The 18,880-nt window shown below is 71.7% G+C and carries 14 protein-coding genes and 1 pseudogene; 13 read left to right on the top strand and 2 right to left on the bottom strand.

Annotation, left to right across the window (positions count from 1 at the left end; genetic code table 11):
• The first annotated feature begins 195 nt into the window (after positions 1-195).
• The 4 genes from ACIBAF_RS03820 to ACIBAF_RS03805 all read left to right on the top strand — a co-directional run bounded on the left by ACIBAF_RS03820 (position 196) and on the right by ACIBAF_RS03805 (position 6,244).
• Positions 196-942 carry a hypothetical protein gene (locus ACIBAF_RS03820; protein WP_399461488.1) on the top strand — a complete coding sequence of 249 codons (747 nt, stop codon included), beginning with the start codon at positions 196-198 and terminating at the stop codon, positions 940-942.
• A gap of 173 nt (positions 943-1,115) precedes the next feature.
• Complete coding sequence (locus tag ACIBAF_RS03815; protein WP_399461487.1) at positions 1,116-1,961, top strand: DegV family protein; 846 nt, start codon at positions 1,116-1,118, stop codon at positions 1,959-1,961.
• Positions 1,962-2,339: 378 nt separating this feature from the next.
• On the top strand, positions 2,340-3,347 hold the full coding sequence (locus ACIBAF_RS03810) for a helix-hairpin-helix domain-containing protein (protein WP_399461486.1): 1,008 nt from the start codon (positions 2,340-2,342) through the stop codon (positions 3,345-3,347).
• Positions 3,344-6,244 carry a ComEC/Rec2 family competence protein gene (locus tag ACIBAF_RS03805; RefSeq protein ID WP_399461485.1) on the top strand — a complete coding sequence of 967 codons (2,901 nt, stop codon included), beginning with the start codon at positions 3,344-3,346 and terminating at the stop codon, positions 6,242-6,244. Before ACIBAF_RS03810 ends, ACIBAF_RS03805 begins: the two co-directional genes overlap by 4 nt.
• A gap of 169 nt (positions 6,245-6,413) precedes the next feature.
• On the opposite strand, the pseudogene ACIBAF_RS03800 reads toward ACIBAF_RS03805, so the two are convergent.
• Positions 6,414-6,500 (bottom strand): annotated as a pseudogene (locus ACIBAF_RS03800) (hypothetical protein); the annotation flags it as partial.
• A 96-nt stretch (positions 6,501-6,596) separates the two neighbouring features.
• Between ACIBAF_RS03800 and ACIBAF_RS03795 the strand changes: the two are divergent.
• From ACIBAF_RS03795 to ACIBAF_RS03775, 5 genes are all read left to right on the top strand, one after another.
• Complete coding sequence (locus ACIBAF_RS03795) at positions 6,597-7,526, top strand: arylamine N-acetyltransferase (RefSeq protein WP_399461610.1); 930 nt, start codon at positions 6,597-6,599, stop codon at positions 7,524-7,526.
• Between the two features lie 147 nt (positions 7,527-7,673).
• Positions 7,674-8,555, top strand: coding sequence for a YceI family protein (locus tag ACIBAF_RS03790; protein WP_399461484.1), 882 nt, complete (start codon positions 7,674-7,676; stop codon positions 8,553-8,555).
• 222 nt (positions 8,556-8,777) lie between these two features.
• Positions 8,778-9,023 carry a hypothetical protein gene (locus tag ACIBAF_RS03785; RefSeq protein ID WP_327315004.1) on the top strand — a complete coding sequence of 82 codons (246 nt, stop codon included), beginning with the start codon at positions 8,778-8,780 and terminating at the stop codon, positions 9,021-9,023.
• Positions 9,024-9,074: 51 nt separating this feature from the next.
• Complete coding sequence (holA, locus tag ACIBAF_RS03780; protein ID WP_399461483.1) at positions 9,075-10,061, top strand: DNA polymerase III subunit delta; 987 nt, start codon at positions 9,075-9,077, stop codon at positions 10,059-10,061.
• Between the two features lie 67 nt (positions 10,062-10,128).
• A complete protein-coding gene (locus tag ACIBAF_RS03775) occupies positions 10,129-10,527 on the top strand; it encodes a nuclear transport factor 2 family protein (RefSeq protein ID WP_399461482.1) in 399 nt (132 codons plus the stop codon).
• 211 nt (positions 10,528-10,738) lie between these two features.
• Here the strand turns inward: ACIBAF_RS03775 and rpsT are convergent, their stop codons facing one another.
• Positions 10,739-11,005 (bottom strand): 30S ribosomal protein S20, encoded by a 267-nt coding sequence (gene rpsT, locus ACIBAF_RS03770; protein ID WP_020127768.1) that lies wholly within the window; start codon positions 11,003-11,005, stop codon positions 10,739-10,741.
• A gap of 196 nt (positions 11,006-11,201) precedes the next feature.
• Here rpsT and lepA point away from each other — a divergent pair, with 196 nt between their 5' ends.
• The 4 genes from lepA (at position 11,202) to hemW (ending at position 18,769) form a co-directional block, all read left to right on the top strand.
• Positions 11,202-13,070 (top strand): translation elongation factor 4, encoded by a 1,869-nt coding sequence (gene lepA, locus ACIBAF_RS03765; protein WP_399461481.1) that lies wholly within the window; start codon positions 11,202-11,204, stop codon positions 13,068-13,070.
• A gap of 205 nt (positions 13,071-13,275) precedes the next feature.
• Positions 13,276-15,153: an AMP-dependent synthetase/ligase gene (locus ACIBAF_RS03760; RefSeq protein WP_399461480.1), complete on the top strand. Its 1,878-nt coding sequence runs from the start codon at positions 13,276-13,278 to the stop codon at positions 15,151-15,153.
• A gap of 201 nt (positions 15,154-15,354) precedes the next feature.
• Positions 15,355-17,373 carry a SpoIIE family protein phosphatase gene (locus ACIBAF_RS03755; RefSeq protein ID WP_399461479.1) on the top strand — a complete coding sequence of 673 codons (2,019 nt, stop codon included), beginning with the start codon at positions 15,355-15,357 and terminating at the stop codon, positions 17,371-17,373.
• Positions 17,374-17,536: 163 nt separating this feature from the next.
• Complete coding sequence (hemW, locus tag ACIBAF_RS03750; protein WP_399461478.1) at positions 17,537-18,769, top strand: radical SAM family heme chaperone HemW; 1,233 nt, start codon at positions 17,537-17,539, stop codon at positions 18,767-18,769.
• Positions 18,770-18,880: the final 111 nt, after the last annotated feature.

Genomic DNA, 18,880 nt, shown 5'->3' with positions numbered 1-18,880 from the left:
ACCGGGACGGTCACGGAGGCGTGACCTTGGCGGGGACGAGACCATCACGGGCCGTGAGCACGTCTCCGGGTAGTCCCCTACGGGCAGGTTCGGGGTTCTTCTGGAACTCCGGGCCTGCCCGCGTCGTTTACGGTTTTAAGTGCGGCGCGCGAATCGTGGCGCCGGATGTGTCGTGTCAGGCCGGAGGAGGAGCTGGTGGAAGCAGTGATCACAATCGTCGCCCTGCTCTTCGTGCTCTTCCTCGTGCTCGGCGCCTACGCCACGGTGAAGGTGATCGGCGCCGCCAAGCGAGGCGTCGACCGCACCATCACCCAGGCCCGCCGCACGGTCGAGGACCACACCCTGCGGGCCAAGTCCTTCGCCCAGCTCGGACCGGCCGGTGAGATCGCCCAGATGCGGCTCAAGCTGCGCACGTCGATGCGGGCCACGCAGGACGCGCTGCACGCGGGCGTCGCCGAGGATGAGTCCCTCAAGGAGTCCCTCGGCCTGTTCCAGAGGCTCAGCGCGCATGGGCACGAACTGGATGACGAACTCAAGCGCCTGGAGTCCGAGCCGGACCGGGCGAAGCTCACCGAGCGGCTGCCCTCGCTGAGGGAGCGCACCGAGCGCATCACGGCATCGGCGGACTCGCTGCGCTGGGCGGCCCGGGACAGGGCCCGCCGCTTCGCGGACGACGACCTCGACACCCTCAGCGCCCAGATAGACGTCGAGGCCGGTGCCCTGCGGCACTGGACCACAGCGGACTCCACCCAGACATCACCGCCTTCGCCGCCCTCGTGGCCCGAGGCACCGGCCACCGACAGTGGGACCGCAGGACAGACCTGGCCGGAGACTCCCGGCGCACGCACCCCGGAAGAGCCGACCCGGCCCGCCATCACTGCGCCGGGACCGCGGCCCACCTACCCGTGGCAGAAGAAGCCGCGCCCCGAGAGCACCACCTGACGCGGCGCGACGCGGCGCGGTGCCGCGGCCGCCGCCGGGGAGGCCCCGGTGGAGGGTGTGATCCGGTCCCGGGTCAGGTGCTGCCACGCCGCGGCACTTGATTCGGTCAAGGGCTCAGCGGCTGCGAGGGGCCGGGCTGCCGCACGGGGGCTACGCCAGGTAACCTCCAGGTCATGTCCCGCCATGTCGCGATCGTCACGGATTCAACGGCCTACCTGCCGCAGCGGACGACGGAGCGTCACGGCATCACCACGGTGCCCCTGACCGTCGTCCTCGGCGACCAGGCTCTTGAAGAGGGCAACGAGATCTCGACCCGCTCCCTCGCCCAAGCGCTGCAGAAGCGACGCCCCGTCACCACCTCGCGCCCCAGCCCCCAGCTCTTCGCCGAGACGTACCGCAGAGTCGCCGAGTCCGGCGCCACCGGCATCGTCTCCCTCCACCTCTCCGCCGAGTTGTCCGGCACGTACGACGCGGCGGTCGTCGCGGCGCGTGAGGCGCCGGTGCCGGTGCGCGTGGTGGACACCGGCATGGTCGCGATGGCGCTGGGCTTCTGCGCGCTCACGGCGGCCGAGACCGCCGAGACGGGCGGCACGGTCGACGAGGCGGTCACCGCAGCGGAGAAGCGGGCCGCCGGCACCTCCGCCTATTTCTACGTCGACACTCTGGACTACCTGCGCCGCGGCGGCCGGATCGGCGCTGCCCAGGCTCTGTTGGGCTCGGCGCTCGCGGTGAAACCGCTGCTCCAACTGGACGGGGGGCGCATCGACCTTCTGGAGAAGGTGCGGACGGCGTCGAAGGCCATCGCCCGCCTGGAGGAGCTCGTGGCCGACCGGGCGGGCAGCGCGAGGGTCGACATCGCCGTGCACCATCTCGCCGCTCCCGACCGGGCGGCCGCCCTTGCGGACCGTCTGCGGTCACGCGTGCCGGGGCTCGCCGACCTGCACGTGAGCGAGGTCGGTGCGGTCATCGGGGCGCATACCGGGCCGGGGCTGCTGGGCGTGGTGGTCTCGCCGCGCTGAGGCCGAGGGTTCCCGGCTTCCCTCACTCGTCCGGGTGGTGGAGTTATCCACAACTGGGCAGTAATCCCCGGAAATTGAGCAAGATCATCGCGGTTCGGCGAAGTGTCCCATCCTCGTCGCATGGCACTTCGATCACGCTCACGCAGCACGAACGCGACCAGTGGCCCCGGCCGGGTCCCCGGCTCCGACGGCCGCTCCCATCGTCTCCGTCCATCTGGCGGCGGCCGGACCGGCCACCGCCATGCCTCGGCGGAGCAGAACCGCCGCCGGGCTCAGGTGCTGTTCGCCGAACGAGCGCGGGAGCGGGGGGAGTCGGGGATGGGGCCGCCGGACGGACGGCTGAGGGCACCCGAGGCGCCCGGTGTGGGGGAGGGCGGTGTGAGTGGGGGTGAGGACGAGCGGTTTGTCATCGCTGCCGACGACGACCATCACGCCTACGACCGCGACGTCGAGAGCGCCCGTGGCCGCGACCGTGACCGTGACGTCGACCGCGACCGTGACGTCGACCGCGACTGTGACGTCGACCGCCGCGGTCCCGGATTCGAGCCCGGTCTCGCTCTCGCTCCCGCTCCCGGTCTCGCTCCCGCTCCCGGTCTCGGTGCCGGTTTCGACGAGGTTCGTGAGGGGGTGCCTCCTCGTGCTGCTCGGGTTTGGCAGGAGCGGGCTGGGCTGGCTCTGCGGGAGCGGATGCCGGTGTGGTTGCAGGCGCGTTGCGGCCTGGAACGAAGGAGTGTGCTCGCGCTCACGGTGCTGCTGGTCGCCGCCGCCGTATTCGCCGTGCAGCACTTCTGGGTCGGCCGGGCTCAGCCGGTGCGGGCCCCGGAGGTGGTGCGAGCCGCTGCTCGTTACGAGGCAGGTGAGCAGAGCCCGGCTGCGGGGTCGGCCGCTTCCGTCGGCCCGCCGGGTATGGCGAGCACGGCCGGGGCCGAGATCGTGGTGGACGTCAGCGGCAAGGTGAGGAAGCCCGGGATCCATCGCCTTCCGGCCGGTTCACGAGTGGTCGACGCGTTGGGCGCGGCCGGTGGAGTGCGACCGGGGACCAACACCGACGGTCTCAACCGCGCCCGTTTCCTCGTGGACGGGGAGCAGGTCGTCGTCGGAGGGCCCGCGCCGGCCGGGGCTGCCGGTGCGGGAGCGGGGGCAGGTACGGGAACAACGGGCGCCGCAGGTGCCGGGACGGGAGCCGGGCCCTCGGTTCCCGTCTCCCTCAACTCGGCGACCGTGGATCAACTCGACAGCTTGCCCGGCGTGGGACCCGTGTTGGCACAGCACATCATCGACTACCGCGCCCAGCACGGCGGTTTCCGCTCAACGGACGAACTGCGCGAGGTCAACGGCATCGGCGAGCGGCGCTTCGCCGACCTGCGGAATCTCGTGCGGCCATGAGGGGCGAAGACGCTGCGCGCACGGCGCCCGGGACGGGCGACAGGGAGGACGCCGAGGCCGCCGGTGTCCGAGCCGGACCTGACTTCCGCACCCGCCAAGCCGTGCATGCAGCTTCCGGGAAACGACTGGGCGATGCCAACCCGCGCCAGGAAGGGCCGGTGGATCTACGGCTCGTGCCACCCGCGCTCGCGGCCTGGGCGACGGCGGCGCTGACGTTGGACGCGCCACCCGGGCTGGTGGGCGGTGTCGTGACCGTCTGCCTCATGACCGCCGGAGTCCTTCTCGTCGTGGGGCGGCGTGGAGCTGCGCGCACCGAACGGTGGGCCACCCGAGGTGAAGCGGGCCGTGGCACGGGCCATGGCGTGGGCCATGGCGTGGGCAGCTCTCGGCCTGCCGTCGTTCGGGGCCTTGGCGGCCGGAAGGCCTGGCCGTGTGTCACGGTCGCCGCGACGCTGCTCTGTGTGGCCGCGGCTGCCGCGTCCGCCGGGCTGCACGGGGCCGATCTGCGCCGAGGGCCGGTGCCGGTGTTGGCGCGGGAGTACGCGACCGTCACCGCCGAAGTGGAGATCACCTCCGACCCACGGCTCACCCGCCCCAGAGTCAGAGGGGACCACGTGACACCGGACTCCGTCCTGATCAACGGGGAGGTGCGCAGCGTCGAAGGCGTGCGCAGCGTCGAAGGGGTGCGCAGCGTCGAAGGCGTGCGCAGCGTCGAAGGCGTGCGCAGCGTCGAAGGAGGCACCCGGGCGACGGTGGCGACGCGGGCTCCGGTGCTGGTACTCGTGGACGTCGGATCGGGCCGGCACGCGAGCGGGCGGCCTGCGGCGCTCGATGGGCGGGAGCCGTCGCGCGGTGGGCGTGCAGAGGCCGGTGGCTGGGGGCTGGCTGACGGTGGGCGTGCGGAGGCCGGCGGCCCGGCCGTGGCCGGGGGCGTGCAAGGTTCCGGAGCGAAGCCTGGGGCGGGGCCGTGGCTTGGGCTGTTGCCGTCCACTCGGGTACGGGTGACCGGGCGGTTGGCGCCCGCGTTGGCCGGCGGGGACCGGATCGCGGCCGTGCTGCGGGTACGGGACCGTGCGGAACCGTCGGTCGTGCGGGAACCGTCGGCCGCCCAGCGGCTGGCGGGGCGGTTGCGGGCGGGACTGCGGGCGGCCACCGACGGACTGCCCGAGGACGTCAGGGCGCTGCTGCCAGGGCTGGTCGTCGGGGACACCTCGCGGATCACGCCCGAACTGGACGAGGCCTTCAAGGAGACGGATCTGGCCCACACCCTGGCCGTTTCCGGGAGCAACCTCACGATCATCCTCGCGCTGCTCCTAGGCCCGCCCGGGCTGGCCCAGCAGGTCGAGCGCCGCGGCCTGGCGCCTCGCCTCGGCGTCCCCCTGCGAGCGACTGCGCTGCTCGGCGGAGCGCTCACGCTCGGTTTCGTGGTCGTGTGCCGTCCCGACCCGAGTGTGCTTCGCGCCGCGGCCTGCGGAGCGATCGTGCTGCTCGCCCTGGCGACCGGCCGCCGCAGGTCCCTCATCCCGGCGCTGGCGACGGCGGTGCTGCTGCTCGTGCTGTACGACCCTTGGCTGGGCCGGAGTTACGGGTTCCTGCTGTCCGTCCTGGCCACCGGGGCCTTGCTGACGCTGGCGCCGCGTTGGAGTGCCGTGCTGCGACGGCACCGGGTGCCCCCGCGGCTGGCGGAGGCCTTGGCGGCCGCGGGAGCCGCGCAGGCCCTGTGTGCGCCGGTGGTCGCTGTGTTGTCGGCGCGGGTGAGTCTGGTGGCGGTGCCCTGCAATCTCCTTGTGGAGTTCGCGGTCGCTCCGGCGACGGTGCTGGGCTTCGCGGTGCTGGCGACGGCGCCCGTGGCGATGCCGGTGGCCAAGGCGCTGGCGTGGTGCGCGAGTTGGCCTGCCGGGTGGATCGCGGGCGTGGCGCGGACCGGAGCGGCGCTGCCCGGCGGGGGAGTGGACTGGCCTGGGAGCTGGGGCGGCGCCCTGCTGCTCGCCCTTGTCACGGCCGGGGTCGTGCTGCTCGGGCGGCGACTGTTGCGGCACCCGTGGCTGTGCGGGGTCTGCGGGGTGTTGCTTCTGCTCGTGGTGGTGCAACCGCCGCCGCTGACTCGGGTGCTGACGGGGTGGCCGCCGCCGGGATGGCGGCTGGCGATGTGCGACGTGGGGCAGGGTGACGCGACCGTCCTCGCGGCGGGCGAGGGGACCGGCGTGGTGGTGGACGCCGGGCCGGATCCGACGCTGGTCGACCGTTGCCTGCACTCGCTCGGTATCACCCGGGTGCCGCTCGTCGTCCTCACTCACTTCCACGCCGACCACGTGGCCGGACTGCCGGGGGTGCTGCGGGGCCGGGCGGTGGGGGCGATCGAGACGACGGGGTTCGAGGAGCCCGTGGATCAGGTGGAATTCGTACGGAAGGAGGCGGCGGCGCGGGATGTTCCCGTGACGCGGGCCGTGGCCGGGGAGCGGCGGCGGCTCGGTGCTCTCGACTGGGAGGTGCTGTGGCCGCCACCGCGTCCGGCACCGGAACCGGACGGGCCGAACGACGCGAGCGTGACGCTGCTCGTGCGGTCGGCCGGGCTGCGGATGCTGCTGCTCGGCGACCTCGAACCCCCGGCCCAGCAGGCGCTGTTGCGTTCGCCGGCGGCCGCGTTGCTGCACCGGGTGGACGTGCTCAAGGTGGCTCACCACGGCTCGGCGTACCAGGACCCGGACCTCATACGCGTGGCGTCCCCACGGCTGGCGCTGATCTCGTGCGGTGCGGACAATCCGTACGGGCACCCGGCGCCCAGTACGGTCGCGGCGCTGCGCGCGGGAGGGGCGGCCGTGATGCGGACGGACCAGGACGGGGCACTGGCGGTCGTCGCGGGCACGGGCGGGGAGGTGCGAGTGGCGCGAGACTGAGGGCATGAATCCCGCCCAGACCGAGGGCGAGCTGCCCCGGACCCCCGCCGCACAGCACGACGCCTCTCCACACGACGCCTCTCCGCACGACGCCTCTCCACACGACGCCTCTCCGCACGGAGGCCTTCCGCACGGAGGCCTTCCGCACGGAGGCCTTGTGCAGGGAAGCTCTCCGCAGGGAGGCGCTCCGCAGGGAAGCTCTCCGCAGGGAAGCTCTCCGCAGGGAGCGTCTCAGTTCGACGCCTCTCCGCCCCATGCAGCTCCGGCCCACCCGGCTCCCTCCCGCTCGGCTCTCTCCCGTCCGGCTCCCTTCCGCCCGGCTCCAGCCCATCCCGCTCCACTCGACGCCCGTCTGATCGACGCCTACCTGCGCCGCCTCGGTGTCGAGCCCCCGGAGTGGAGCGGCGCCACCGCCACCCGCACGACCTCCACTGCTAGCCCGGTCGGCGCCCTCGCGCCCACGGTCGGCCTCCTGCGGGAGCTGCACCTGCGGCATCTGCGGGTCGTGCCCTTCGAGAATCTGTCGGTTCATCTCGGGGAGGAGATCGTGCTGGAGGAGAGGCGGCTGGTCGAGAAGGTCGTCGGGGCGCGGAGGGGAGGGTTCTGTTACGAGCTGAACGGGGCGTTCGGGGCGCTGCTCGCGGGGCTGGGCTTCGAGGTCACGCTGCTGGCGGCGCGGGTGTACGGAGAGGAGGGGCGGCTCGGGATTCCGTACGACCATCTCGCGTTGCTGGTGGGGACCGTGGACGCGGGGCAGTGGCTGGCCGATGTCGGGTTCGGGGCGCACAGCCACTACCCGCTCCGGTGGGAGCGCGGGGTTGGACAGGAGGATCCCGGTGGGGTGTTCCGGATCGTCGAGGCCGGTCCGGACGGGGCGGAAGTGAAGGGAGCGGCTGCCGGGGGGACGGAGGTGGGGGACCTGGACGTCCTGCGGGACGGTGCTCGTGTGTACCGGTTGGAGGTGCGGCCCCGGGTGCTGGGTGACTTCGTGGCGGGAGCCTGGTGGCACAGCACCTCTCCGGAGTCGCACTTCACGCGGTCGCTGATCTGTTCGCGGGTCACGGAGGACGGAGGGAGGGTCACGCTGAGCGGACGCCGGTTGAAGGTGACGTCCGGCGGCAAGAGCGTAAGGAAGGAGAGCGTAAGGGAGGAGAGCGAACTGGCGGGCGACGACGAGGTGTTGGGGGTGTATCGGGAGACGTTCGGGATCGAGTTGGAGCGGGTGCCGACGGTCCGGGCGACGGATCGGCTGACGGATCGGGGTCGGCGATCGGACGGGTAGATTCCGGTCACACGGGGCTACTTGTGCGTAGTACCAGCACATCTGCTGGTTTCCCGTGATGTGGGCGTGTCTTGCCTCGAAAGCCGCATCAGTGATCGAATACCTCTTCGACAACAAGTGATGTCAAGTCGCGCAGAGGTGTCGTGGATGTTGGGCCGTTGGCTGGGAAACCGTACGAACCGGGTGCAGCGGACGAGTCCCCTCGCTGCGGTCCATACCCCGGCGAACGCCGGAGTGCTGAGCTGCCGGGTGCTCGACCCGGTCAACGAGCCGGTGCCGCACGCGGAGTTCGCCGTGAGCGACGCGATGGGGCGCAAGGTCGTCAGCGGCGGCATGGATCCGTTCGGGGCGTTCATGACGACGGTGCCGGCGGGGGAGTACCGGCTCGCGGTGTCCGCCGAGGGATACACGCCCTACCGGGCGACCGCGACGGTCGGGGAGAACGCTCTGGCCTCGCTCGGTGATGTGACGCTGCAGGTCGCGCGGCCGCCGGAGTTGCCGGCGCCGGGGGACTGGGAGATCGAGCCGACTCATTCCTCGATCGGGTTCACGGCGCGGCACATCGGGCTCGCCCGGATCCACGGGCGGTTCAACGCGTTCGCGGGGGCGGTGCGGATCGCCGAGCGGGTGGAGCAGTCGGCGATGCACGTGGTGATCGACGCGGCGTCCATCGACACGAACGTCAGGATGCGGGACGACCATCTGCGGTCCGCGGACTTCCTGGACGTCGAGCGGTTCCCGACGCTCGAGTTCTACAGCGAGCGCTTCGTGCACAAGGGCGGCAGCCGGTGGGCCGTCACCGGGGCGCTGTCGCTGCACGGTGTGACGCGGACGGTCACGCTGGACGTGGAGTACCTCGGGCTCGGCAACGGCATGGGCGGCGAGGTGCGGGCGGCCTGCCGGGCGCGGACCGAGCTGCACCGGGACGACTTCACCGTCAGTTGGCAGTCGATGCTGGCGCGGGGCATCGCGGTGGTCGGGCCGAGCATTCGCATCGAACTGGACGTACAGATCGTCCCCAAGGCCTGACCCACAGCCCACATACCCCCCGACCCGATACCCCCCGACCCGATACCCCCCGACCCGATACCCCCGACCCGATACCCCCCGACCCGATGCCCCCCTGTGCGCCGACCTGGCCGTTCCCCCTGCGCGCCAACCCGGCCGTCACCCCCGCATGCCGGCCCGACGGTCGCCCCCTGTCCGCCGACCCGGCCGCCACCTCCCGTGTGCGTGCCGGAAAATGGCTGGGTGAGTGATGTGAGACATGTGCTGGTGTTGCCCGATCGTGATGCCGCGGAGGAGGCGGCTCAGGAGCTCGCCGAGCGCTTCGGTGTGCGCGAGGAGCCGCAGATCGTCCGGGACGCGCTGGCCGGCGAAGACGACGCGGAGGACGCGCAGTGGCTGGTCGTGCTGCGGGACGAGGACGGGCGGCTCGACGCGGGGGAGCTGGACGCGTTCGCGGGCGAGTGGGAGGGCTGGCGCGAGGAGCCGTAGGGGAGACGTCCGCGGGCCGCGTTGTCAGTGGCCCGTGCCATGCTTGTCGCAATGGCCAGGAAGACTGCGAATGACGACCCTCTCGCCTCGGTGACGCTCGCCGTGGGCCAGGAGGACCTCCTGCTCGACCGTGCCGTTCAGGAGGTGGTGGCCGCCGCCCGGGCCGCCGACGCCGACACGGACGTACGTGACCTGACCTCGGACCAGCTGCAGCCCGGCACCCTCGCCGAGCTGACCAGCCCGTCGCTCTTCGCGGAGCGCAAGGTCGTGGTCGTACGCAACGCGCAGGACCTGTCCGCCGACACGATCAAGGACGTCAAGGCGTACCTCGGAGCGCCCGCCGAGGAGATCACGCTCGTGCTGCTGCACGTCGGCGGGGTCAAGGGCAAGGGGCTGCTGGACGCCGCGCGCAAGGCGGGGGCGCGCGAGGTGGCCTGCCCGAAGATGACCAAGCCGGCGGACCGGCTGGCGTTCGTCAGACAGGAGTTCCGGGCGACCGGGAGGTCGGCCACGCCCGAGGCCTGCCAGGCGCTCGTCGACGCCATCGGCAGCGATCTGCGGGAGCTGGCGTCGGCGGTGTCCCAGCTGGTCGCCGATGTCGAGGGGACCATCGACGAGGCGATCGTCGGGCGGTACTACACCGGCCGGGCCGAGGCGTCGAGCTTCACCGTCGCCGACCGGGCGGTGGAGGGGCGTGCGGCGGAGGCGCTGGAGGCGCTGCGCTGGTCGCTGGCCACCGGTGTCGCGCCCGTGCTGATCACCAGCGCGCTCGCCCAGGGCGTACGGGCGATCGGGAAGCTGTCGTCCGCGCGCGGCGGCCGGCCGGCCGGCCTCGCGCGGGAGCTGGGCATGCCGCCGTGGAAGATCGACCGGGTGCGGCAGCAGATGCGGGGGTGGACGCCGGACGGGGTGTCCGTCGCGCTGCGTGCGGTGGCCGAGGCGGACGCGGGTGTGAAGGGCGGGGGCGATGATCCCGAGTACGCCCTGGAGAAGGCCGTCGTGGCGATCGCGCGGGCGGCCCGCTCCGGAGGACGGTAGGCACCGCAGGGAGGAGAATCGTGCGCATCAGCCGTCTGTCGCCGAACACGGAAAGGTGGCGATCACCATGGCTGAACACCCGCACGCCAAGCTCGTTCGCGAGGGCTACGAGGCCTTCCAGCGGGGAGACATGGACACCCTGCGCGGGCTGATGACCGGAGACTGTACGCACCACGTACCCGGCTCGCACCCGCTCTCGGGGGACTACAAGGGGATCGACTCGGTCCTCAACGACTACTACGGCCGGCTCTACTCCGAGACGGGCGGCTCGTTCCGGGTCGAGCTGCTCAACCTGTTCGTCGACGGCCGCGGGCACGTCATGTCCATGCACCGCTTCACCGCGGATCGGGGCTCCAAGCACATAGACGAGAACGGCGGCATCGTCTTCCGGATCGTCGGGGACAAGATCAGTGACCTCGACGAGTGCCTGGAGGACATGGACAAGACCAACGAATTCTGGTCGTGACCGGCATGCCGAACCGGCATGCCGAAGGCCCCGGTCGCCTCCACCCTGGGGAAGGGCGAGGGACCGGGGCCTTCGGGTCACGCTGATCAAGCTGGTGAGCCCGTACCCGCGTGGCGAACGCAGGCCGCGTACAGGCTCGGGGGCGCCGGACGGGAGCGGATGAGAGAGGGCCCGCTCTGGATCCCTCCGGCGATCAGATCAGATAAGGGGTTCAGCCCTTGAGGGTCTCGACCTTGGAAGCAAGCGCCGACTTCTTGTTGGCGGCCTGGTTCTTGTGGATGACGCCCTTCGAGACGGCCTTGTCGAGCTGACGCGCGGCAGCGCGCTGGTACTCGGTGGCCTTCTCGACGTCACCCGCGGCAGCAGCCTCACGGGCCTTGCGGATCGCGGTCTTCAGGGAGGACTTGACGGCCTTGTTGCGCAGCCGAGCCTTCTCGTTGGTCTTGATCCGCTTGATCTGGGACTTGATGTTCGCCACGAAGTAAGCCTCTTCTATTTCAGGTTTCCGATGTGCCCCGCGCTGAGAGGGCATGAGACACAGCTGCCCAGGCTACCAGCGGCCCCGGGAGTGGCCCAAACCGGTCCCCGGTCGCCGCCCGTGGGACCATGGAGCCTACGTATCGATCCGACCCGAGCCGCTGACCCTGCGGATATCTCAAGAATCAGGACCCTGCGTGCCCGCGACCCCTAAGAATGTGCCCGAGCCGAGCCGTACCGACCCGGCTCTGATCCGCAATTTCTGCATCATCGCGCACATCGACCACGGCAAGTCCACGCTCGCCGACCGGATGCTCCAGCTGACCGGCGTGGTCGAGCAGCGGCAGATGCGTGCTCAGTACCTCGACCGGATGGACATCGAGCGCGAGCGCGGCATCACGATCAAGTCCCAGGCGGTGCGTCTGCCCTGGGCTCCGACCCACGAGCCCGGCAACACGCACATCCTCAACATGATCGACACCCCGGGGCACGTCGACTTCACGTACGAGGTCTCGCGGTCGCTCGCGGCCTGCGAGGGGACCGTCCTCCTCGTCGACGCCGCCCAGGGCATCGAGGCCCAGACCCTCGCCAACCTCTACCTGGCGATGGAGAACGACCTCACGATCATCCCTGTGCTGAACAAGATCGACCTGCCGGCCGCGCAGCCCGAGAAGTTCGCCGAGGAGCTCGCGAACCTCGTCGGCTGCGACCCGGACGACGTGCTGCGGGTGTCCGCCAAGACGGGTCTCGGCGTCGACGCGCTGCTCGACAAGGTCGTCAAGGAGATCCCGGCACCGGTCGGTGTCGCCGACGCCCCCGCCCGCGCGATGATCTTCGACTCGGTCTATGACTCCTACCGCGGTGTCGTGACGTACGTCCGTGTCATCGACGGGCAGCTCAACAAGCGCGAGCGCATCAGGATGATGTCGACCGGCGCGACCCACGAGCTGCTGGAGATCGGCACCAACTCGCCCGAGATGCTCTCGGCCGACGGCCTCGGCGTCGGCGAGGTGGGCTATCTGATCACCGGCGTGAAGGACGTCCGCCAGTCGAAGGTCGGTGACACCGTCACCAGCCAGGCGAAGGGCGCGACCGAGGCCCTCGGCGGGTACAAGGACCCGAAGCCGATGGTCTTCTCCGGTCTGTATCCGCTGGACGGCTCCGACTACCCCGAGCTGCGCGAGGCCCTCGACAAGCTGCAGCTCAACGATGCCGCGCTGGTCTACGAGCCGGAGACCTCCGCAGCCCTCGGCTTCGGTTTCCGCGTCGGCTTCCTGGGCCTGCTGCACCTCGACGTGATCCGTGAGCGGCTGGAGCGCGAGTTCGGCCTCGACCTCATCGCCACCGCGCCGAACGTGGTCTACCGCGTCCTCATGGAGGACGCCAGCGAGCACGTCGTCACCAACCCGAGCGAGTTCCCCGAGGGGAAGATCTCTGAGGTGTACGAGCCGGTCGTGCGCGCCACGATCCTCGCGCCCTCGGAGTTCATCGGCTCGATCATGGAGCTGTGCCAGACCCGGCGCGGCACCCTGCTCGGCATGGACTACCTCTCCGAGGACCGCGTGGAGATCCGCTACACGCTGCCCCTCGCGGAGATCGTCTTCGACTTCTTCGACCAGCTGAAGTCCAAGACCCGCGGCTATGCCTCGCTCGACTACGAGCCCACCGGCGAGCAGACGTCCAGCCTGGTCAAGGTCGACATCCTGTTGCACGGCGACAAGGTGGACGCGTTCTCCGCGATCACCCACAAGGACGCCGCGTACGCCTACGGGGTGCGGCTCGTCGCCAAGCTGCGCGAGCTCATCCCGCGGCAGGCCTTCGAGGTGCCCATCCAGGCGGCCATCGGCTCCCGGGTCATCGCCCGCGAGACCATCCGCGCCATCCGCAAGGACGTCCTCGCCAAGTGCTACGGCGGTGACATCTCCCGGAAGCGGAAGCTGCTGGAGAAGCAGAAGGAAGGCAAGAAGCGGATGAAGATGGTGGGTTCCGTGGAGGTTCCGCAGGAGGCCTTCATCGCCGTCCTGAGCAGCGACGACAACGCGAGCTCGGGCAAGGGCAAGAAATAGCCGCCAGGGACGCCGATTTCCGGGGCCCGTCACGCGAAAGTGTGACGGGCCCCGTGTCCTTGTCCAGCGGAAAGTCACCCTCTGTGGCCCCTTACGTCCGGGCCGGTCGGCCTCTACTCTGTCCCTGCCCGATAGTTACTCGCGAGTTAAACAAGCCAGCCGTTTAACCAAGCCAGCCGCATCGCCGCGGGCCCCGGAGGATGTCGTGAGCGACACACAGACCCTGATCGAGAACCGTCCGCCGTCCGTCGCGGGCCTCTTCCTGGAGCGCGTTGCGGCCACGCCCGACGCGGAGGCGTACCGGTACCCGGTGCCGGCCGCGTCCGGCGAGGGCCCCGACGACTGGGAGTCGCTGAGCTGGGCGCAGGCCGCCGAGCGGGTCTACGCGATCGCGGCCGGCCTCATCGAACTGGGCGTACAGCCGGAGCAGCGCATCGCGCTCGCCTCCTCCACCCGGCTGGAGTGGATCCTCGCCGACCTCGGCATCATGTGCGCCGGGGCCGCCACGACCACCGTCTATCCGCAGACCAACGCGGACGAGTCGGCGTTCATCCTCTCGGACTCCGAGAGCAAGGTCCTCATCGCCGAGGACGCCGCCCAGCTCGCCAAGGCCGTCGAGAAGCGCGCCGAGCTGCCCGCCCTCACCCATGTGGTCGTGATCGACCCGGCGGGCGTCGAGACCGCCGAGGACTGGATCCTCACCCTCGACGAGCTGGAGAAGCGCGGCGCGGCCCGGCTGGAGGAGGAGGCCGAGCTGATCAAGGAGCGGGTCGGCGCGATCACCCGGGACCAGCTCGCCACCCTCATCTACACCTCCGGCACCACAGGCCGCCCCAAGGGCGTCCGCCTTCCGCACGACAACTGGTCGTACATGGCGAAGGCGATCGCCGCGACCGGGCTGATCAGCGGCGAGGACGTGCAGTACCTGTGGCTGCCGCTCGCGCACGTCTTCGGCAAGGTCCTCACCTCCGGCCAGATCGAGGTCGGTCACGTCACCGCCGTCGACGGCCGCGTCGACAAGATCATCGAGAACCTGCCGGTCGTCCAGCCGACGTACATGGCCGCCGTCCCGCGCATCTTCGAGAAGGTCTACAACGGGGTCGCCGCCAAGGCCCGTGCGGGCGGCGGGGCCAAGTACAAGATCTTCCAGTGGGCCGCCGAGGTCGCCCGGGAGTACGCCAAGGAGGCGCAGGACAACTTCCGGCGCACCGGCACAGCCTCCGTCCCCTTCGGGCTGGGCGCGAAGCACAAGGTCGCCGACGCGCTCGTCTACGCCAAGATCCGCGAGGCCTTCGGCGGAAAGCTGCGCGCGTGCGTCTCCGGGTCGGCGGCCCTCTCCCCGGAGATCGGCTACTTCTTCTCGGGCGCCGGCATCCACATCCTGGAGGGCTACGGCCTGACGGAGTCCTCCGCCGCCTCCTTCGTCAACCCGGGCGAGGCCTACCGCACCGGCACGGTAGGCAAGCCGCTGCCCGGCACCGAGGTGCGCATCGCCGACGACGGCGAGATCCTGCTGCGCGGCCCCGGCATCATGGAGGGCTACCACGGGCTGCCCGAGAAGACCGTGGAGGTCCTGGAGGCCGACGGCTGGTTCCACACCGGCGACATCGGCGAGCTCTCGCCCGACGGCTACCTGCGCATCACCGACCGCAAGAAGGACCTCATCAAGACGTCCGGCGGCAAGTACATCGCGCCCGCCGAGGTCGAGGGACAGTTCAAGGCGGTGTGCCCGTACGTCTCCAACATCCTCGTGCACGGCGCCGACCGGAACTTCTGCACGGCGCTCATCGCGCTCGACGAGCCGTCGATCCTCGACTGGGCGAAGGAGAACGGGCTGGCCGGAAAGTCGTACGCGGACGTCGTCGCCGCGCCCGCGACGGTCGAGCTGGTCGACGGCTACGTCAAGCAGCTCAACGAGGGCCTCCAGCGCTGGCAGACCATCAAGAAGTTCCGGCTGCTGCCCCGGGACCTCGACGTCGAGCACGGCGAGATCACGCCGAGCCTGAAGCTGAAGCGGCCCGTCGTGGAGCGCGAGTACAAGCACCTCATCGACGAGATGTACGCCGGAGCGCGCGAGGCGTAGCGCGGGCGCGCGGGAGCGGGGGGTGGAGTGCGCATGCTCGGATTCCGCCCCTCAACCGCCCCTCTTCGAGCACATGCGTACACATGTGTACGCACGCGTAGCACGGTTCTCGCCCAGGACGGCCGAGTTCGGTAACCCAGCGCTCATGGCCGAGATCGGTCTGTCACCCTGTGGGCATCCGAACCGTCCGGGGAGCTGCGCATGGGGGCCATTCCGACGCAACGGGAGACAGCCTCCCGGGCCGGCGGCGCGCCCGCGCATCCGGGCCGGCTCCCGTACACCCACGCGAACCTGGCCGGCAGTCCCCTCGCGCCCGGCGCCGCCCGCGACCTGGTCCGCGCCGCGCTGACGGAGTGGGCCGGCCTCGGCCTGCCGGGCGGCGAGGAACTCGGCGAGCGTCTCGTGCAGGACGCCACGCTCGTCGTCAGCGAGCTCGTCACCAACGCCGTCGTGCACGCCGGAACCGACGTCGAGCTGGGGTGCCGGCTGGAGGAGGAGGAGCCCGGACACCCCGGCGGTCGGCTCGCGGTCGTCGTCGAGGTCTCCGACCACCACCCCTCCCGCGCCCCGCGCGACGACGGCGCCCCCGAACCGCCGTACGAGACACCGGAGTACGGCCGCGGGCTGCGCATCGTCGCCGGGCTCGCCGACGCCTGGGGGGTGACGTACCGCAGGGGGACGAAGACGGTCTGGGCCCGCCTTCTTCCGAGCGCCGCGCCCTACGACATCGAACTCGAAGCCCTCGGCGGCCACCCCTTCGACCACGAGCACGACCACGAGCACGACCCCAAGCACCACTCGGAGCACTCGGAGCAGTGGGAGCACTCGGAGCGCTGCGAGGGCGCGGACGACTTCCTCGGCCCCGCCCCGGGTCTCCTCGCAGCCCTCGCCCCCGAGCCGCGGCAGCCGGTCGGCCGCCGGGACCGGGAGTGGCTCAACCGGGGCGCGCTCTCCTTCCTCGCCGAGGCCTCCGACCTGCTCGCCGGACAGCTCGACGAGGACCTGGTGGCCGCGCTGACCGGGCAGTTGCTCGTGCCGCGGCTCGCCGACTGGTGCGCGGTGTGGCTGGAGGACGAGGTCAGCGGGCGCGGCGAGTGGACCGGCGGGCCGGGGCCGCGGCTGGCCCGGGTCTGGCACGGCAGCGAGAACCTCATCGAGGAGCTGCGCCGGGCCCTGGAGAAGGACCCGCCGTGTCCGCCGTGTCCGCCCGACGGCGGTCCGAGCTCCGGGCCCGAGCCGTTTCCCTGGCCCGGCGCGGCGCTCGGCGGGCCGGGCGCGGCCCTCGCGTACCGGCTGATCGCGGGCGGCCGTCCGCTGGGCACCCTGGTCATCGGGCGGGCCGGGCTGCTCGTCTTCCCCGACGAGGTCACCGGGCTCGTCGAGGACCTGGGCCGTCGGGTGGCGCTCGCCATCGGCGCGGCCCGCCAGTACGCCCGCCAGGTCACCATCAGCGCCGTCCTGCAGCGCGGGCTGCTGCCCGGCGCGGTCGCGCAGATCCCCGGGGTGCACAGCGCCCTCGTCTACGAGCCGCGTGAACAGGGCGGCCCGAGCGGCGACTTCTACGACCTGTTCCCGGCGGGCGACGGCCGCTGGTGCTTCGCGATCGGCGACGTCCAGGGCAAGGGCCCGGAGGCGGCCGTCGTCATCGGCCTGGCCCGGCCCTGGCTGCGGCTGCTGGCCCGCGAGGGGTACGGCGTCGCAGACGTCCTGGACCGCCTCAACCAACTCCTCCTCGACGACGCGACGGAGGCCGCCGACGCCGCCGCCCGCGCATTCGTCGGCCCCGCCGGACCGGGCGACGGTCCGCAGACCCGCTTTCTCTCCCTCCTCTACGGCGAACTGGCCCCCTTCGAGGGCGGCGTCCGCTGCACCCTCGCCTCCGCCGGTCACCCGCTGCCGCTGCTGCTGGGCCCGGACGGCTCGGTCGCCACGGCCGCGCACCCGCAGACGCTGCTCGGGGTCATCGAGGACGTCATGTACACCAGCGACAGCCTGGAGCTGAGGCCCGGGGACAGCCTGCTGTGCGTCACCGACGGGGTGACGGAGCGGCGCTCGGGCTCCCGCCAGTTCGACGACGAGGACGGTCTGGCCGTCGCGCTGGCGGGCTGCGCAGGGCTGGACGCGCAACTGATCGCGGAACGGATCCGGCACCTGGTGCACGAGTTCGGCGAGCTGCCCCCGGAGGACGACCTGGCGCTGCTGGTACTCCAGGCCGAGTAGGCCGAGTAGGCCGAGTAGGCCGAGTAGGCCGAGTAGGCCGAGTAGGCCGAGTAGGCCGAGTAGGCCGTGTCGACCGGGCCGGCGGAGCAGGGAGACGGCGCTTTCGAGCGTCGTGCGTCGCAGGGCGCCCGGGGCCGGTGCGGGCGTGCGGGACAATGGGCGCATGCCTTCCGCACTTCCCGACGGCGAGCCGGTCCCCGACGACGGCGCGCTCCCGGCGCACGCGCTCGCCGACGCCGCCGACCGCCCCCTCGGGTTCTATCTGCACGTCCCCTACTGCGCGACCCGCTGCGGCTACTGCGACTTCAACACCTACACCGCCACCGAGCTGCGCGGCACGGGCGGTGTTCTCGCCTCCCGCGACAACTACGCCGACACCCTGATCGACGAGGTCCGCCTCGCCCGCAAGGTCCTCGGCGACGACCCGCGCGAGGTCCGCACGGTCTTCGTCGGCGGCGGCACTCCGACGCTGCTGGCCGCGTCCGACCTCGTACGGATGCTGGGCGCGATCCGCGACGAGTTCGGTCTCGCGGCGGACGCGGAGGTGACGACGGAGGCGAACCCGGAGTCCGTCGACCCCGCCTATCTGGCTGCCCTCCGCGAGGGCGGCTTCAACCGGATCTCCTTCGGCATGCAGAGCGCGAAGCAGCATGTGCTGCGCGTGCTGGACCGGACCCACACCCCCGGCCGCCCCGAGGCATGCGTGGCGGAGGCGCGGGCGGCGGGCTTCGACCACGTCAACCTGGACCTGATCTACGGCACCCCGGGCGAGTCGGACGACGACTGGCGGGCCTCGCTGGACGCGGCGCTGGGCGCGGGCCCCGACCACGTCTCGGCGTACGCGCTGATCGTCGAGGAGGGCACGCAGCTCGCCCGCCGGATCCGCCGGGGCGAGGTCCCGATGACCGACGACGACGTGCACGCCGACCGCTATCTGATCGCGGACGAGGTGATGTCGGCCGCGGGCTACGACTGGTACGAGGTCTCCAACTGGGCTGCCTCCGAGGCGGGCCGCTGTCTGCACAACGAGCTGTACTGGCGGGGCGCCGACTGGTGGGGCGCGGGGCCGGGGGCGCACTCGCACGTCGGCGGGGTGCGCTGGTGGAACGTGAAGCATCCGGGGGCCTACGCGGCTGCCCTCGCGGGCGGGCGCTCGCCGGGCGCCGGACGTGAGCTCCTGTCGGACGAGGACCGGCGCGTGGAGCGGATCCTGCTGGAGCTGCGGCTGCGCGAGGGGGTTCCGCTGGCGCTGCTGCGGGAGGCGGGGCTCGCGGCCGCAGGCCGGGCGCTCTCGGAAGGACTGCTGCAGCGGGGGCCGTACGACGAGGGGCGGGCGGTGCTGACCCTGCGGGGCCGGTTGCTGGCGGACGCGGTGGTCCGGGACCTGGTGGACTGAGGGTTTCGCCCCCGCCGCCTCTTCCCCCCGCCGCCTCTTCCCCCCGCCGCCCCTTCCCGTTCCGACCCTGGGGGCTGCCGCCCCCGGACCCCCGCTTTTCGGCCTGGACGG

The organism is Streptomyces sp. NPDC051677 (genome assembly GCF_044453465.1).
In the GTDB taxonomy this organism is placed as follows: Bacteria; Actinomycetota; Actinomycetes; order Streptomycetales; family Streptomycetaceae; genus Streptomyces.
This window is presented reverse-complemented; position numbering and strand designations above follow the sequence as displayed.

What these genes read in the sequence shown, in the direction of transcription:
- ACIBAF_RS03775 (WP_399461482.1), top strand. Translation starts at nt 10,129, where the DNA reads ATGGCTGAACACCCGCACGCCAAGCTCGTTCGCGAGGGCTACGAGGCC.
- hemW (WP_399461478.1), top strand. Translation starts at nt 17,537, where the DNA reads ATGCCTTCCGCACTTCCCGACGGCGAGCCGGTCCCCGACGACGGCGCG.
- ACIBAF_RS03790 (WP_399461484.1), top strand. Translation starts at nt 7,674, where the DNA reads ATGTTGGGCCGTTGGCTGGGAAACCGTACGAACCGGGTGCAGCGGACG.
- holA (WP_399461483.1), top strand. Translation starts at nt 9,075, where the DNA reads ATGGCCAGGAAGACTGCGAATGACGACCCTCTCGCCTCGGTGACGCTC.
- ACIBAF_RS03805 (WP_399461485.1), top strand. Translation starts at nt 3,344, where the DNA reads ATGAGGGGCGAAGACGCTGCGCGCACGGCGCCCGGGACGGGCGACAGG.
- ACIBAF_RS03755 (WP_399461479.1), top strand. Translation starts at nt 15,355, where the DNA reads ATGGGGGCCATTCCGACGCAACGGGAGACAGCCTCCCGGGCCGGCGGC.
- ACIBAF_RS03815 (WP_399461487.1), top strand. Translation starts at nt 1,116, where the DNA reads ATGTCCCGCCATGTCGCGATCGTCACGGATTCAACGGCCTACCTGCCG.